Below are 15,682 nucleotides of genomic sequence, written 5' to 3' on the forward strand. Positions count from 1 at the left end.
GCCCTGGTTACCCTTTTTCAACTAAACCGGTTTAGCTAAACAAATGACATTAGCCTCTCAGGGATACGACGAACATGTATAAGAAAAAGAAACTGGCAGTGATGATAGCCTTGCTGATTGGCACGGCGTCCGCGCAGGCCGCCACGGATTTAAACAGCATAGAATCACGCCTTGCCGCGATGGAGCAGCGCTTACAGGATGCAGAAAGCAGGGCGAAGGCCGCAGAACAACGCGCCAGCGCCGCCGAAAGCAAAGCGCAACTGCTCGCCACTCAACAACAGCAAACTCAGGCAACCACTCAGGCGGTGGCCGACCGTACCGCCCGACTGGAATCAAAAGCAGATAAGCAAACTGGTTTTGAATTCCACGGCTACGCGCGTTCCGGCCTGTTAATGAATGATTCTGCATCCAGCAGTAAAAGCGGCCCTTACTTAACGCCCGCCGGGGAAACCGGGGGGGCAGTAGGGCGACTGGGTAACGAGGCCGATACCTACGTTGAGCTGAATCTGGAGCACCGCCAGACGCTGGACAATGGCACCACTACCCGCTTTAAAGCTATGCTCGCGGACGGGCAAAAGACCTACAACGACTGGTCGGCGGACAGCAGCGACCTGAATATTCGCCAGGCCTTCGCCGAACTGGGGAATCTCCCCGGCTTTGAGGGCCCGCTGAAAGGCAGTACCTGGTGGGCAGGCAAGCGCTTCGATCGTGACAATTTCGACATTCACTGGCTGGACTCCGACGTGGTGTTTCTCGCCGGCACCGGCGGCGGCGTGTATGACGTGAAATGGAACGATGGGCTGCGCAGCAACTTTGCGGTCTATGGCCGCAATTTTGGCAACCTCGAAGACACCGGCAACACCGTCCAGAACTATATGCTGACCATGAATCACTTTGCCGGGCCGTTCCAGCTGATGGTCACCGGGCTTCGGGCAAAGGATAACGACGACCGAAAAGATGCCAATGGCGATTTGATTCAAAAAGAAGCCGCCAATACCGGCGTGCATACTCTGGTAGGGCTGCATAACGACAGCTTCTACGGCCTGCGCGAAGGCAGCGCTAAAACCGCGCTGCTCTACGGCCACGGTCTTGGCGCCGAAGTAAAAGGGATCGGGTCGGACGGTGCGCTGCTGTCGGAGGCGAATACCTGGCGCTTTGCCAGCTTTGGCGTGACCCCGATTGGCGGCGGCTGGCATATTGCTCCGGCGCTGCTGGCGCAAAGCAGTAAAGATCGCTACGTGAAGGGAGACAGCTATGAATGGGCCACGGTCAACGCGCGGCTTATCAAAGAAGTCACCCAGAACTTTGCTCTGGCGTTCGAGGGCAGCTATCAGTACATGGATCTGCGGCCAGAAGGTTACAAAGACCGTAATGCGGTCAACGGCAGCTTCTACAAGCTGACCTTTGCCCCAACGCTGAAGGCCGGCAGCATCGGCGACTTCTTTAGCCGCCCGGAACTGCGCCTGTTTGCTACCTGGATGGACTGGAGCAGCAAACTGGACAAATACGCGAGCAATGACGCCTTCGGCAGCAGCGGCTTTAACGCCGGTGGGGAATGGAACTTTGGCGTTCAGATGGAAACCTGGTTTTAACGAACTGGCCTCCCGCTGCGGCGGGAGTGCCACGACATAACAAGAAAGCGTTTAGAGGTGACTATGGATTTCAATCACATTGCCAGAGAGCTGATTCCTCTGCTGGGCGGCAAAGACAATATCGCCAGCGCGGCCCACTGCGCAACGAGGCTGCGGTTGGTTCTGGTGGATGATGTGCTGGCAGACCAACAGGCGATTGGCAAAGTCGACGGCGTGAAAGGGTGTTTTCGCAACGCAGGGCAGATGCAAATCATCTTTGGCACCGGCGTAGTGAATAAAGTGTATGCTGCCTTTATTCAGGCCGCAGGCATTGCAGAGTCAAGCAAGTCCGAAGCCGCAGATCTTGCGGCGAAAAAGCTGAATCCGTTCCAGCGCATTGCCCGTCTGCTGTCGAACATCTTTGTGCCAATCATTCCTGCCATTGTGGCCTCAGGTTTGCTGATGGGGCTGCTCGGGATGGTGAAAACCTACGGCTGGGTCAGCCCGGATAACGCACTCTATATCATGCTGGATATGTGCAGCTCGGCGGCGTTTATTATTCTGCCTATCCTGATTGGTTTCACCGCCGCCCGTGAGTTCGGCGGCAACCCCTACCTGGGCGCGACGTTGGGCGGAATTTTAACCCATCCGGCGTTAACCAACGCCTGGGGCGTGGCGGCCGGGTTCCACACCATGAACTTCTTTGGGCTGGAAGTGGCGATGATTGGCTACCAGGGGACGGTTTTCCCGGTGCTGCTGGCGGTGTGGTTTATGAGTCTGGTGGAGAAACAGCTGCGCCGGGTGATCCCGGATGCGCTGGATCTTATCCTGACGCCGTTCCTGACGGTCATCATTTCCGGCTTTATCGCGCTGCTGATTATCGGCCCGGCGGGGCGCGCGCTGGGAGACGGCATCTCATTCGTGCTCAGCACGCTTATTGCCCACGCGGGCTGGCTCGCCGGGCTGCTTTTTGGCGGGCTGTATTCCGTCATTGTGATCACGGGTATTCACCACAGCTTCCACGCTATTGAGGCCGGGCTGCTTGGCAATCCGGCCATCGGCGTTAATTTCCTGCTGCCTATCTGGGCAATGGCAAACGTCGCGCAGGGCGGAGCCTGCCTGGCGGTATGGTTTAAAACCCGGGATGCGAAAATCAAAGCAATTACGCTGCCTTCGGCGTTTTCTGCCATGCTGGGCATTACCGAAGCGGCGATTTTCGGGATCAACCTCAGGTTTGTTAAACCCTTTATTGCGGCGCTAGTGGGCGGCGCAGCGGGTGGGGCCTGGGTGGTTTCCGTGCATGTGTACATGACGGCGGTCGGCTTAACCGCGCTGCCGGGCATGGCTATTGTGCAGGCCAGTTCGCTGATGAACTACATCATCGGGATGGTTATCGCTTTTGGCGTGGCGTTCATCCTCTCCCTGTTACTGAAATACAAAGCGGAGTCTGAAGCATGACGCTTGCTTCCCGTTTACCGGCCATTTTGCAGGCCGTGATGACAGGCCAGCCCAAAGCCCTGCAGGACAAACACTATCCGCAGTGGCATCACGCCCCGGTGACCGGGTTGATGAACGATCCGAACGGATTTACCTGGTTTGCCGGGCGCTGGCACCTGTTTTATCAGTGGAACCCGCTGGCGGCGGACCATAAATACAAGTGCTGGGGCCACTGGAGTTCGGCTGATTTAGTGCAGTGGCGACACGAGCCGCTGGCGCTGATGCCGGATGAAGAATACGACCGCAGCGGCTGCTACTCCGGCAGCGCCGTTGACCTCGAAGGCAGACTGACGCTGTGCTACACCGGCAACGTTAAGTTTGACGACGGCAGCCGCACGGCCTGGCAATGCCTTGCGGTGGAAAACAGCGCCGGTGGCTTTGACAAAATGGGGCCAGTTTTACCGCTGCCTGCGGGCTACACCGGGCATGTGCGGGACCCGAAAGTCTGGCAGCACGAGGGCGTCTGGTACATGGTGCTGGGCGCGCAGGATCTTCACAAGCGGGGCAAGGTATTGCTGTTTTCTTCGCCGAATATGCGCGACTGGGAAAACAGAGGCGAAATTGCCGGGAACGGCATCCACGGGCTGGCTGACGCAGGCTATATGTGGGAATGCCCCGATCTTTTCCCTCTTGACGGTAAACATGTGCTGCTCTGCTGCCCGCAGGGGCTGGCCCGTCAAAATGAACGCTTTCTGAACGTTTACCCTGCGGCGTATCTGGTTGGCGACTTTGATTACGCCACGGCGACATTCAGCCACGGCGACTTGAACGAACTGGATGCAGGCTTTGAATTCTATGCCCCGCAAACGGCGCTGGGGCCGGACGGGCGGCGTTTGCTCGTCGGCTGGATGGGCGTGCCGGACGGCGAGGAGATGCTGCAGCCAACCCGTGAACAGGGCTGGATCCACCAGATGACCTGCCTGCGGGAGCTTACGCTTAGCAACGGCAAGCTTTATCAAAACCCGATAGCGGAACTGGCTCTGCTGCGTGAAGAAGAACAGCGCTGGCAAGGGCCAGCCAGCCTGGCTCCGGCGCTGGATGCAACGCGCCTGGAACTCCAGATAGAGGCCACGGGTCGCTTCAGTCTCCGCTTTGGCGGCGGCCTGACGCTGGACGTTACCGGGCAGGGCATTACGCTTCAGCGTCCGAGCCTGGCGACGGGCGAGCCGCTTCACCGTTACTGGCATGGCGCGGTTGCCTCGCTGCAGATCCTCTGCGACAGCTCAAGCGTTGAGATCTTCATCAATCAGGGGGAAGGCGTGATGAGCAGCCGCTATTTCCCGCATCCTTCGGAGCGGCTCTCTTTCAACGGCGAGTCGGCGGTCACGTTGCGCTACTGGCCGCTGCGTTCCTGCATGATACAATGAGGGTTTTCGACTCATTGCCACGGTTGCTCTGTGAAAAAAACCAAACGCGTCACGATTAAAGATATTGCCGAACTGGCGGGCGTCTCAAAGGCGACCGCCAGCCTGGTCCTCAATGGCCGGGGCAAAGAGCTGAGGGTAGCCCAGTCCACCCGCGAACGCATCATGACGATTGCGCAACAGCAGCACTACCAGCCGAGCATTCACGCTCGCTCGCTGCGGGATGACCGCAGCCATACCATTGGGCTTGTGGTCCCGGAAATCACCAACTACGGGTTCGCCGTTTTCTCCCACGAACTGGAAATGCTCTGCCGTGAAGCGGGCGTTCAGCTACTTATCTCCTGCACCGACGAAAATCCGGGCCAGGAAAACATGGTGGTCAGCAACATGATTGCGCGCCAGGTTGACGGCCTGATTGTCGCCTCCAGCATGCTGACAGCTGTGGATTACCACAAACTGAGTGAGCAACTGCCGGTGGTGCTGTTTGACCGGCACATGAACGACACCGCGCTGCCGCTGGTTGCCACCGACTCCGTGCAGCCTACCGCCGAACTGATCGCCCCGATTGCCCGCCAGCATGCGGATGAATTCTACTTTTTGGGCGGCCAGCCGAGGCTTTCCCCCACGCGGGATCGGCTGGAAGGGTTTACCCAGGGCCTGGCTCAGGCGGGCGTCACGCTGCGCCCGGAGTGGATCATTCACGGCAACTATCATCCGAGCTCGGGCTATGAGTCCTTTGCTGCACTGTGCGCGCAGCTTGGACGTCCGCCCAAAGCGCTGTTTACCGCCGCCTGCGGCCTGCTTGAGGGCGTGCTGCGCTACATGAGCCAGCACAACCTGCTGGAGAGCGACATTCACCTGGCCAGCTTTGACGACCACTACCTGTATGACTCGCTGTCGGTGCGCATCGACACCATTCAGCAGGATAACCGCCAGCTGGCTTTTCATTGCTATGACCTGATCAGCAAGCTGATTGACGGGCAGTCGCCCACGCCGATGCAGCGCTATCTTCCGGCCAAAATATTACGTCGGCATTCATAAAAACAGCCTGCCACCATCGCTATAGGGAAATAACGTTATGCAAACTTTTTGCTACCCGGCCGGAACGCTTCTTGCTGATAAAGAGCAGGCTGAACACGCCTCACCGTTCAACGTGGTGATTGAAACTCCGCGTCTGATACTTTCGCCACCCTCACCGGAAGATGCCCCGGCACTGCTCGGCATTTTTTCCGATCCACAGGTGATGAAATACTGGAACACCGCGCCCTGGTGCTCCCTTGACGATGCTCTGCGTTTTATCGACCGCAGAACGGCAGAGATGCAGGACCGTTCTGCGCTGACGCTGTGCATCCGGGATAAACAGTCGGGCCAGCTGGCGGGAAAATGTATGCTTTTCAGCTTTGACTTTCATTCCCGCCGCGCCGAGATTGGGTTTGGTCTGGGGCGCGAGCACTGGGGGAAGGGACTGGTTAACGAAGCCGCCGAGGCGCTGATTAGCTATGCCTTTAAGGTGTTTCATCTGCGTCGCATCGAAGCTGAAATTGATCCTGGCAACCAGGCTTCTGCAGCCGCCCTGCAAAAGCTGGGCTTTGCTCAGGAAGGGCTGCTGCGGCAGCGTTGGGAAATCAACGGCGTGATTTCTGACTCAGCGCTTTTTGGACTGTTGGCCGCAGACAAAAAAGCCTGAGGCGTTTGGCTAGTTTCGGTCAGGGAACCATAAACCAAAGCGGGTCACCCCGGACTGGCTTTCCACCCAGCAGCGCCCCTTATGCAACTGCATGATGGAATGCACGATGGATAAGCCAAGTCCGCTGGAGTGCGCCGAGTCGTTGCGGGAAGGGTCGGCCCGGTAGAACCGGTCGAAAAGCCTTTCCTGGTGCGCCGGAGAAATGGTCTCCCCACGGTTCATCACCACGATGGACATACCTTCCGCTTCAGGCCTGGCAGCAATCTCAATCTCACTGCCGGGCTCGGCATAGCGCACCGCGTTAGACAGCAGGTTCGCCAGCGCCCGGCGCAGCAACAGGGCATCCGCATTGACCGTGCCGCTGGCGTGCGTTTGAATCGTCACCTCACGCTCGGCGGCCAGATCCTCAAAATACTCACCGAGGCGGTGAGTCTCTTCAACAATGTCAATATCACGCCGCTGGATCTCCTGGTCAGGCTGTTCCGCCTGGGCCAGAAACAGCATGTTGTCTATCATCCGCGACATACGCTGCAGCTCTTCAAAGTTTGAGCCCAACAGTCGCTGGTAATAGGCGTTGTCCCTCGCCGCGCCGAGGCCAACTTCTGTCTGGCCGAGCAGGGTGGTTATCGGCGTGCGCAGGTCATGGGCCATATCGGCACTGACCTGTTTTAACTGCTGGAACCCGCGTTCCAGCCGCTCGAGCATCGCGTTGATTTGGTCAATCAGCGCATCAAGCTCCATCGGCACATCCTGCTTATCCAGCCTCGACGAGAGCGTTTGGGTGCCAATAGTCGCCGTGCGATCGGCCAGACGACGCAAAGGCGAAATGCCACGTCGGGCAAAGATCACCGCCAGCACGACTGAGATGGCCGCCATCATCGAGGCAAAGAGAATAATCTTGTTGCGATACTCTTCGAGAATATGGGTTCTGTCGCTCAGCACCCGCGCCGACACAATCTCCAGAGGCGGTAAATTATTGGCCGAGGGGCTAATTGCCGCCATGTAAACCATCGGCGTGCCGTCCGCATTATTGGCGTGATGTACGGCCTCAAGCGTCAGCCGCTGATTGGCGGCAACCGGCGTCACGGTGGGAAGCGCGCGCTGCATGGGGTTAACTTCCAGCAATGTGGCACCGCCCACATAGCGGATCACCAGCAGGGATTCCGTATTGCCCAGCATATTGGCAAACAAATGGGGCTTTTCGCGGATCAACTGCCGCGCATCCAGATCCCGCAGCAGCGTACTGATCTGGTCCACGCGGGAAACCAGCGCCGCGTCATCACGGATAGAAAGCTGCTGGCGCAGGGCGTAATAGAGCGCGCTGCCCATGACGGTAAACGCCACAAAGGAAAAGGCGGCCAGCAACAAGGCAAGGCGGAAGGTTAGCGAATTACGCTTCATGACTCTGGCTCGCAGCGGTAGCCCACGCCATGCACGGTATGGATTAGTCGCACCGGGAAGGGGTCGTCCACTTTTTGCCGCAGCCTGCGCACCGCGACGTCCACCACGTTAGTGTCGCTGTCGAAATTCATGTCCCACACGCGGGAAGCCAGAAACGTTCGCGACAGAACTTGCCCCGGATGCTGGAGAAAACACACCAGCAGCTTGAACTCTTTATTGGTCAGCGTGATGCGCTTGCCTTCGCGCTCGCAGCGAAACTTGGCGACATCCACCAGCAGATCGGCCATCGTCAGCACTTCTTCGGCTTCGGCCTGCGGCTGGCCGCGGCGTAAAATAATGCGGATCCTTGCCAACAGTTCGGCAAAGGAGAAAGGCTTGACGAGGTATTCATCGGCCCCCAGGCCAAGCCCGCGTAAACGGTCCTCCAGCGTGCCGCGCGCGCTCAGAAACAGCACCGGCGTCTGGCTGTGGGCGCGTAAACGCTCCATTACCGTCCAGCCGTTCATTTCCGGCAGCATGACGTCCAGCAGAATCAGGTCATAATTTTCTTCCCGGGCCAGATGCAGGCCGTCAATGCCGTTAGCCGCCCAGTCTGCGGTATAGCCCGCTTCGTTCAGTCCGCTCACCAGGTAGGCGGCGGTTTTCGCTTCGTCTTCAATAATGAGGATTTTCAAGCAGCGGATCCCGTCGAAAAGAGAGAAAAGGGCGTGGAGACCGCCCCAGTCTCGTCATTATAAGAGGCGTGAACCTCAGTAGCCAGGCACGTGCGCCGCTTTCATGATCAGATTAGCCACCGCTTCAGGCTGGGAAATCAGCGAAACGTGGCTGGATTTTAGCTCGATGGTTTGCGCGTGCATGCGCTTCGCCATAAACCGCTCCAGATCCGGGTTGATCGTGCGATCTTCGGTCGATACCGCGTACCAGGTCGGCTTGTCATGCCAGGCGGCAACCGTGGTTTTCGCCATGGTGATGGCTTTGCCCATTGGCTGCTGCACCGCGTAATAGGCTTTGGCCTCGCTTTCCGGCAGGTCGCCGGCGAAATCGTGGATAAATGCCGACTCGCTCAGCGCGCCGTAGCCGTCGTCGTTCCATTTAAGGCCAGCGGAAGCCGGTGCCGCCGGGTATTTTTTGGTGAGCGCCGGGTAATCTTCACCCGCTTCCGGGGCGCGGGCGGCGATATACACCAGGCCTTTGACTTCTGGCTCATCGCCCGCCTGGCTAATCACCATCCCGCCGTAGGAGTGTGCCACCAGAATCACCGGGCCGTTTTGCTGCGCCAGCGCGCGTTTTACCGCGGCAACATCGTTATCTAAAGAGGTCGTCGGGTTCTGTACCGCGGTGACGTGCAGACCTTTAGCCTGCAGCAGGGGAATAACTTTGCCCCAGCTCGATCCATCGGCAAACAGGCCGTGCACCAGCACGATGTTTTTTACTTCCTGCGGAGCAGGCGTGGTATCGGCATGAGCAGCCGTGGTACTAAAAGCGGCCAGCACAAGGGTGGCAAGCGCAGAGAGATGGCGTAATTTCATGATCTATCCTCAGGATTTAACAAGGGGGTCAGGGCCAATTTAGCTCTCGGGCGCCAACAAACTGCTGACCAGGAAATGACAAAAAAATGACAAACGGGGCATTCTTGCGGTTCATGATGAAGGGCTCTACACTGAATTTTTCAGCCTGAAGAGATTGTAAATGACTAATAATATTACGCCTTTTGCCTTTGTGCTGGCGGTAAACAACCTTGATGACACTGCAGGTTATTTCCGCGATACGTTAGGCTTTACCCTTGAATGGCCTGGCACGAACGGCTGGCAATTAGCGGTGCGAGGGACAGTGAAGGTGATGCTGGGCCATTGCCCGCAGGCGCTGGCCCCAGCTTCCCTTGGGGATCACAGTTATTTCGGCTATCTGCATGTTGATGACGTGGATGCACTCTACGCCGAGTTTACCCGGCGTGGTGCCATCATTTTACAACCACCGGCCAGCCGTCCACACGGGATGCGCGAATTTCTCGTCGCGACGCCAGGGCCATAAAATCATGATTGGCCAGGTGTTGTAAAAAGGCCATCAGCCACCACGGGATTTGCTTTCACGGGTCACTATCACCGCCAGCAGACCGGCCAGCGCAAAAGCGGCGGCCACGTAGGGAATAGGGCGAGGCCCGGTCAGGTTTATCAGCACGCCGCCGACCAGTGAGCCGAAGCCAATTGCCGCGTTAAACACCGACACGTTGACCGAGGTTGCCGCATCCGGGCCGCCTTCAAGCGTGGATGCCTCTTTGAACACCAGGGTTTGCAGCAACACCGGCAGAGCCCCATAAGCTGCGCCCCACAGGGCGATAGCGATAAAAATTGTGGTATGGCTGACGGTCGCCGCATTAAGAAAAGCGAGGCTGGCGGTAAACAGCGCGGCCACCACGCCCAGACTGGTTCGCGGCGCCCGGGCGGCAAAAGGCCCCACCGCAAAGTTAGTGACAACGCCTGCCGCACCGTAAACCAGCAACAACATACTGATTTGCGAGCTGCTCTGGCGGGCCATTTGCTCAAGGAATGGCGTAATGTAGGTATAGGCCAGGAAGTTGCCGGTCACCACCAGCGCGGTGATGCCAAGAATAGCCAGCAATGCTCTGTTTTTAAACACCGCGGAAATAGCGCCGCGTCTGGCGGATTTAGCGATTCGTACCGCGGGAACGGACCAGGCGATAAGCGTGAAAACCACCAGGCACAAGAGGCACAGAGCGGCAAATACCTCCCGCCAGCCGTAAAAATCGCCCAGCATCGTGCCCGCCGGGACCCCGAGCACCGTTGCCAGCGAAACGCCCCCAAAAACAATGGACGTTGCCCGCACGGCGTTGCGTGCTGCCACCAGATGCACGGCGGTCACCACCGCCGTGGACCAAAATACGCCGATAGCCGCGGCCACCAGAATACGCCCCACAAAGACAACAAAATAATCAGACGCCAGCCAGGTAATCAGGTTGCCGGCAAAGCAGGCCGCCAGCAGCCCAGCCATCAGCGTTTTGCGGTTAATATGCCCCAGTAACCCGGTTAGCGGCGCGGCGGTGAGGGCCACCATGAAGGCAAAAATTGTGACCAGATAACCTGCCACGCCGAGGGAAACGTTTAGCCCGGCAGCCATGCCCGGCAGCACTCCCACCGGCATCAGTTCGGTACTGACAAAAGTGAAACAGCCCATGCTCAGCGCCAGCACCGCCGCGATGCTGCGGGCCCGAGAAACGTGTGCGCCCTGCGGCGCAGCGATATTTGTACTGCTTGAATGCATAAAACCATCCTGAAAATGTGAACAGGTCGAGATGACGAGCAAATTGTGGCGTCGTACAGGTCAGAATGCGATAGCATGAAAGGCATATCACCTATGACTGAGAATCAATAATGAGAGCATTTAGTTCGCAACTGCTGGAAGGCGTGGACGTGATGGCGGCGGTAGTGGATACGCTAAGCTTTGGCGCTGCCGCCGAAATGCTCGATATGTCGCAGTCGGGTGTCAGCCGGGCGATTGCACGCCTGGAAAAGCGGCTCGGTATTCGCGTGTTTGACCGCACCACGCGTTCAGTGCGGCTGACCGATGAGGGGCGGGAGTTCTACGAGCAGGTTATGCCGCTGATTGGCGCCCTGGCCGAAGTCACCGGCGGCGCGGCAGGGGACGGGCAGAGCATTCGTGGCAGACTGAGGGTGAATGTTGATCCGCTGTTTGCCAGCCAGGTTTTAGGGCCACGCCTCGGCGCGTTTATGGATAAACACCCTGAGCTTGAAATCGAGCTGCGCAGCCGGGACGAACTGGGGGACCTTATTTCTGAAGGCTTCGATCTGGCGCTGCGCTTTGGTCACCCTCAGTCCTCATCGCTGATAGCCAGAAAGCTGTTCGACACGCGAGTATTTGCCATGGCCTCGCCTGAATACGTGCAGCGTTTTGGGCGGCCTGAAACACCGCAGGAACTGGAGCAGGAGCCGCACCGCTGCGTATTGTTCCGCGAGCCGCTGACGGGGAAGCCTTTCAGCTGGGAATTTCATCAGGGGAAAAAGAAACTGATGATCCAGCCGCGCGGCCTGTTAACGGTGAATGATGCGGAAACCGCATTCAGTACCTGTCTTTCGGGGCTGGGCGTTGTGCAAATATTCGAGCTGGGCAGTGAGGAATACATCGCTTCTGGGCGGCTGGTGCCGCTGTTTCCCGAATGGTCAGATCATCGATTCCCGCTCTATGCGTATTACCCCTCCCGGCATCATGTGCCGGCGAAAACACGAGCATTTCTGAACTTTGTTAGCGGGCTGGTGGGTTGACGTTCTCAGGCAAAACCCAGCAAGGCTGTCCGCTCCGTGCCAAATGCGGACGTCAGGAGTATTATCGATGTCCTCATTCCTGCAGCAGTAGACCCGGTAATGAGGACTCCTGAACGTTATCGAAGACTCATTGGGAACAGCCGCTATGAAACAATTGGCCTTTTTACTGCTCATTATTACTGGTGCAGCTTCTGCAGACCCTTCAATAGAGGTGGGATTTTCTCCGGAAGGTAGCGCACAACAGCTCGTGCTAAATACCATCAATTCAGCGCACTCCTCTATCGAAATGGTTGCATATGCATTTCAGGCCCACGATATTGCTGCTGCACTAGATGCAGCCCAACAGCGAGGCGTTAGAGTACAAGTCGTTATCGATAAACGTCGAAATAGAGGCAGTACATCACTGGCGGCAATGCGCGACATTACTCGCCATGGAGTGGAGCTGCGCATTGATGGGCATTACCATATTCAGCACGATAAGATGATGATTATTGATGGTTCAACTGTAGAAACAGGTTCATTTAATTATGCAAAATCAGCAGAGTACGATAACAGCGAGAATGTCATCGTTATTAAAAATATGCCTCACACCGTGTCTCAGTATCAGGAACATTTTGCTTCCCGGTGGGCAATATCTGAACCCTTCGAACTTAAAACACAGGGTTAGCCACTCTTCACTTTAGCGGCCTTTAACGTCAGCATCTCGCTCAAAGCAGCCGGGCAATTTTTGCCTAAACAATAGGCTTAACGAGGGATGGAACGCCCCCTATTAGTGCTCAACAATCCACAAAAGCGCCACCACCGGCAGGGTGAAGATCGCCGCAAAAATGGCCAGCTCTTCGCCCCAGCCGTAGCCTGCTTTAATCACACCTATCAGCATATTTGCCGCTGCAATCAGGCACCACAGTACCGCAAAGCCTCGGGCGATAATTGCCTGAGCCGGCGGGTAGTCCGGGCTAAACAGGCGGATAAGCAGGTAACAGCCGCTGGCGAGCAAAAACCCGCTCAGCAGAAATAACAACGTTCGCATAAAACACTCCAGGAAATGGCCTGCGGCTTAACTTTGCGAGATAAGCCGCAGGCTGGGGATTTACTGCCGGGGAGTCAGCAGGTCGCCTAAACCAATACGCTGCAAAAACTCCTTGCGGATACGGTCGGCCACGACGTTGACCACTTCGGCCCCGTCATCAGAGGGATCAACGTGCACGCGGAACGGGCGTTTGCCATACGGCGCATTCACAATATCCACCATCGCCGCCGCGACATCGGCAACATCGGCATCCTCTGGTTCACAGGCCGCCAGGCCTTTCAGCGCTTCATCTTCCAGTCCAGCGGTTGGGCCAGTCTGGGTCCAGGCCAGCTCACGTTCGCTGTCCGCGGGCTTACCGGAGTGCAGGAAATGGTTGGTGCCTTTGGTAAAAGCCCCCGGCACCAGAATCGAGCTTTCAATGCCCCAGCGGCTCAGTTCGGCGGCATAGCTGACGGCCACGGCGTCCATTGCGGCTTTGGCGGCAAAATAGGGTGCCAGATAAGGCGGAGTGCCGCCCCGAGTGCTGCTGCTGCCGACCCACAGCACCAGGCCTTTTCTCTGCTGACGCAGATAAGGCAGCGCCGCCCGATTAACCCGCTGGGTGCCCAGCACGTTAATGTCGAATAGCTGGCTGAACTGCTCCGGCAGAAATGCCTCGGCAGGGCCGAAGGACATATGCCCGGCATTGTGTACTACGACGTCCAGCCGGCCTTGCTCCGCGATGATATGCGCGACTGCCGCCTCCGCAGAAGCCTCGGACTGCACGTCCAGCTCGATGGCGCGAAGATCCACGCCGTGTTGCCGCGAATACTCTTGCAGGCTTTCAACCTGGGGAGCATTGCGACCTGAAATATCGCGCATACTGGCATAAACGGTGTGCCCGGCATGGGCGAGGGCGCGCGCGGATAAGGCCCCAAAGCCGCTGGATGCGCCGGTTATCAGTATAATTTGCTGCATGTTTGTCTCCTGTTGGTCACCAGTCTTATGCAAAGCCGCCGTTAACGCGGATCACCTGAGAATTCACCCAGCTGCCGTCCGGGCCAGCCAATGTCGCCACAATACTGGCGATTTCCTCTGGCGTGCCGATGCGCCCCAACGGGGCGAGGCTGGCGATGGCCTGAATTTGCTCTTCGGTTTTTCCGTTCAGGAACAGATCGGTGCCGGTTGGCCCCGGTGCAACGGCGTTGACGGTGATATTACGGCCACGCAGTTCGTTGGCGAGGACGTGCACCAGGCCTTCAACCCCGGCTTTGGAGGCGATGTAGGGGCCATAGGCCGGGAATGATTTGGCAATAACGCTGGTTGAAAGGGCGATAATGCGGCCGCCATCCTGCAGAGACTCTGCGGCGTTGGCCAGCACCATAAACGCCCCTCGCAGATTTGTATTGATGATTTTGTCGAACTCGGCCAGGCCTGCTGGAGTAATTTTCACCATCGGCATAATGCCCGCGCTGTGCACCACCACATCCAGCTGGTTGTGGAGAGCTTTCGCTTCAGCAAACAGACGGGTGACATCGCTTTCAGATGAGACATCGGCCTGAATCGCCACGGCGTTCCCGCCGTTGTTTTTAATCGCCTGGACCGTTTCATCGGCGCTGGCTTTATTTCCGGCGTAGTTCACGACAACGGTGAAGCCGTCGCGGGCCAGTCTTTCGGCAATTGCCCGGCCAATTCCACGGGAAGCGCCGGTCACCAGGGCAGTTTTCTTTGCAGTCGTCATGTTGTTCTCCAGATGCGGTGAGTGAATCGCCCCGAGTGGGCGTGGGTGCATTGTTAATGTTTTTGATTTCGGGATAAATGGTGCTAATTTGATTAGATAATTCCGTTTTGATTAACAATAGCAGATGGATAAATTTGACACTTTGCAGCTGTTCACCCGCATTGTTGAGCTGGGCAGTTTCAGCCAGGCCGCCGACCAGCTTGGTATCCCGAGGGCCACGGCAAGCAATGCGATTAAAGAGCTGGAGAGCCAACTGGGCTGCCGCTTGCTGGAGCGCACCACCCGGCATGTGCGAGCCTCTCAGGATGGGAAAGCGTACTACCAGCGCTGTGTGTACATTCTTGCTGAGTTGAATGATGCCGAAGCCGCGCTGCGCCCGGTTGTGGCCCGGCCTCGCGGTATCCTGCGTATTGACCTGCAGGGAACGCATGCCTCGCACATCGTTCTGCCGCGCCTGGACGAGTTTCATCGCCGTTATCCGGATATCGAACTGATTATAAGCAGCGGCGACAGGCTGGTGGATTTAATCCGCGAGGGGATAGATTGCGTGGTGCGCGCCGGTAAGTTACAGGACTCTTCGCTGGTCGCCCGTCATCTGGCGGATCTCCCGCAGGTGGTATGCGCCAGCCCGGATTATCTGGCGGCGTTTGGCGTGCCTGCGCACCCGGACGATCTTGACCAGCACCAGTGCGTGAACTTTTTCTCGACGACAGGCGGCCTGAATTACCCTTTTGAATTCATTATCGATAACGAGCGCCGGGCTTATTCGCCGAAAGGGTGGGTGACGGTCAACGAAGCTGAGAATTACGTGATCTGTGCGCTACGAGGCTGCGGGCTGGTTCAGCTCCCGCGCTACCACGTTGAACAGGCACTGAGCGAAGGTCGGCTGGTAGAAGTGATGCCTGACTGGCAAAGCCCGGCCATCGCGGTATCCGCGGTGTACACGCAAAACCGGCAACTTTCGCCGCGGGTGAGGGTGTTTATCGACTGGCTGAAGGAGATTTACAGCTCGCGTTTCCCGCCGGAGAACAGAGCGTGACATTTTCTGCACAAACATTGAATTTTGCCGCACATCGTTGCCGCGCTGCCGGGGCTATGCTTCATCTCCTCAACA

At 57.5% G+C, this 15,682-nt stretch carries 16 protein-coding genes; 9 read left to right on the forward strand and 7 right to left on the reverse strand.

The window, feature by feature from the left end; translation table 11 throughout:
* The first annotated feature begins 74 nt into the window (after positions 1 to 74).
* The 5 genes from A936_RS14020 to A936_RS14040 all read left to right on the forward strand — a co-directional run bounded on the left by A936_RS14020 (position 75) and on the right by A936_RS14040 (position 6,119).
* Entirely contained in the window at positions 75 to 1,592 is a 1,518-nt protein-coding gene (locus A936_RS14020; protein WP_008458889.1) for a carbohydrate porin, read from the forward strand.
* 63 nt (positions 1,593 to 1,655) lie between these two features.
* A complete protein-coding gene (locus tag A936_RS14025) occupies positions 1,656 to 3,029 on the forward strand; it encodes a sucrose-specific PTS transporter subunit IIBC (RefSeq protein ID WP_008458891.1) in 1,374 nt (457 codons plus the stop codon).
* Positions 3,026 to 4,435: a sucrose-6-phosphate hydrolase gene (locus tag A936_RS14030; protein ID WP_008458892.1), complete on the forward strand. Its 1,410-nt coding sequence runs from the start codon at positions 3,026 to 3,028 to the stop codon at positions 4,433 to 4,435. Before A936_RS14025 ends, A936_RS14030 begins: the two co-directional genes overlap by 4 nt.
* Positions 4,436 to 4,465: 30 nt before the next feature.
* Positions 4,466 to 5,473: a LacI family DNA-binding transcriptional regulator gene (locus A936_RS14035; RefSeq protein ID WP_008458894.1), complete on the forward strand. Its 1,008-nt coding sequence runs from the start codon at positions 4,466 to 4,468 to the stop codon at positions 5,471 to 5,473.
* Positions 5,474 to 5,510: 37 nt separating this feature from the next.
* Positions 5,511 to 6,119: a GNAT family N-acetyltransferase gene (locus tag A936_RS14040; RefSeq protein ID WP_008458896.1), complete on the forward strand. Its 609-nt coding sequence runs from the start codon at positions 5,511 to 5,513 to the stop codon at positions 6,117 to 6,119.
* Between the two features lie 9 nt (positions 6,120 to 6,128).
* Here A936_RS14040 and A936_RS14045 read toward each other — a convergent pair whose 3' ends face one another.
* From A936_RS14045 to A936_RS14055, 3 genes are all read right to left on the reverse strand, one after another.
* Entirely contained in the window at positions 6,129 to 7,520 is a 1,392-nt protein-coding gene (locus A936_RS14045; RefSeq protein ID WP_008458898.1) for a heavy metal sensor histidine kinase, read from the reverse strand.
* Positions 7,517 to 8,194 carry a heavy metal response regulator transcription factor gene (locus A936_RS14050; RefSeq protein ID WP_008458900.1) on the reverse strand — a complete coding sequence of 226 codons (678 nt, stop codon included), beginning with the start codon at positions 8,192 to 8,194 and terminating at the stop codon, positions 7,517 to 7,519. Before A936_RS14050 ends, A936_RS14045 begins: the two co-directional genes overlap by 4 nt.
* Before the next feature lie 75 nt (positions 8,195 to 8,269).
* Positions 8,270 to 9,049 carry an alpha/beta fold hydrolase gene (locus A936_RS14055; RefSeq protein ID WP_008458901.1) on the reverse strand — a complete coding sequence of 260 codons (780 nt, stop codon included), beginning with the start codon at positions 9,047 to 9,049 and terminating at the stop codon, positions 8,270 to 8,272.
* 160 nt (positions 9,050 to 9,209) lie between these two features.
* Here A936_RS14055 and A936_RS14060 point away from each other — a divergent pair, with 160 nt between their 5' ends.
* A complete protein-coding gene (locus A936_RS14060) occupies positions 9,210 to 9,551 on the forward strand; it encodes a VOC family protein (protein ID WP_008458903.1) in 342 nt (113 codons plus the stop codon).
* A gap of 33 nt (positions 9,552 to 9,584) precedes the next feature.
* Here A936_RS14060 and A936_RS14065 read toward each other — a convergent pair whose 3' ends face one another.
* On the reverse strand, positions 9,585 to 10,799 hold the full coding sequence (locus A936_RS14065) for an MFS transporter (RefSeq protein ID WP_008458904.1): 1,215 nt from the start codon (positions 10,797 to 10,799) through the stop codon (positions 9,585 to 9,587).
* 110 nt (positions 10,800 to 10,909) lie between these two features.
* On the opposite strand from A936_RS14065, the gene A936_RS14070 reads away from it, so the two are divergent.
* Positions 10,910 to 11,818, forward strand: a complete 909-nt coding sequence (locus A936_RS14070) for a LysR family transcriptional regulator (RefSeq protein WP_008458905.1) — start codon at positions 10,910 to 10,912, stop codon at positions 11,816 to 11,818.
* 145 nt (positions 11,819 to 11,963) lie between these two features.
* A complete protein-coding gene (locus A936_RS14075) occupies positions 11,964 to 12,485 on the forward strand; it encodes a phospholipase D family nuclease (protein WP_008458908.1) in 522 nt (173 codons plus the stop codon).
* Positions 12,486 to 12,587: 102 nt separating this feature from the next.
* On the opposite strand, the gene A936_RS14080 is transcribed toward A936_RS14075, so the two are convergent.
* The 3 genes from A936_RS14080 to A936_RS14090 are packed head-to-tail and all read right to left on the reverse strand — an operon-like array spanning position 12,588 to position 14,568.
* A complete protein-coding gene (locus tag A936_RS14080) occupies positions 12,588 to 12,848 on the reverse strand; it encodes a hypothetical protein (RefSeq protein WP_008458909.1) in 261 nt (86 codons plus the stop codon).
* A 60-nt stretch (positions 12,849 to 12,908) separates the two neighbouring features.
* Complete coding sequence (locus A936_RS14085) at positions 12,909 to 13,805, reverse strand: SDR family NAD(P)-dependent oxidoreductase (protein WP_008458912.1); 897 nt, start codon at positions 13,803 to 13,805, stop codon at positions 12,909 to 12,911.
* Between the two features lie 25 nt (positions 13,806 to 13,830).
* A complete protein-coding gene (locus A936_RS14090) occupies positions 13,831 to 14,568 on the reverse strand; it encodes an SDR family oxidoreductase (protein WP_008458914.1) in 738 nt (245 codons plus the stop codon).
* A 124-nt stretch (positions 14,569 to 14,692) separates the two neighbouring features.
* Here A936_RS14090 and A936_RS14095 point away from each other — a divergent pair, with 124 nt between their 5' ends.
* Complete coding sequence (locus A936_RS14095; RefSeq protein WP_008458916.1) at positions 14,693 to 15,607, forward strand: LysR family transcriptional regulator; 915 nt, start codon at positions 14,693 to 14,695, stop codon at positions 15,605 to 15,607.
* Positions 15,608 to 15,682: the final 75 nt, after the last annotated feature.

This window comes from Enterobacter sp. Ag1 (assembly GCA_000277545.1).
GTDB lineage: Bacteria > Pseudomonadota > Gammaproteobacteria > Enterobacterales > Enterobacteriaceae > Cedecea.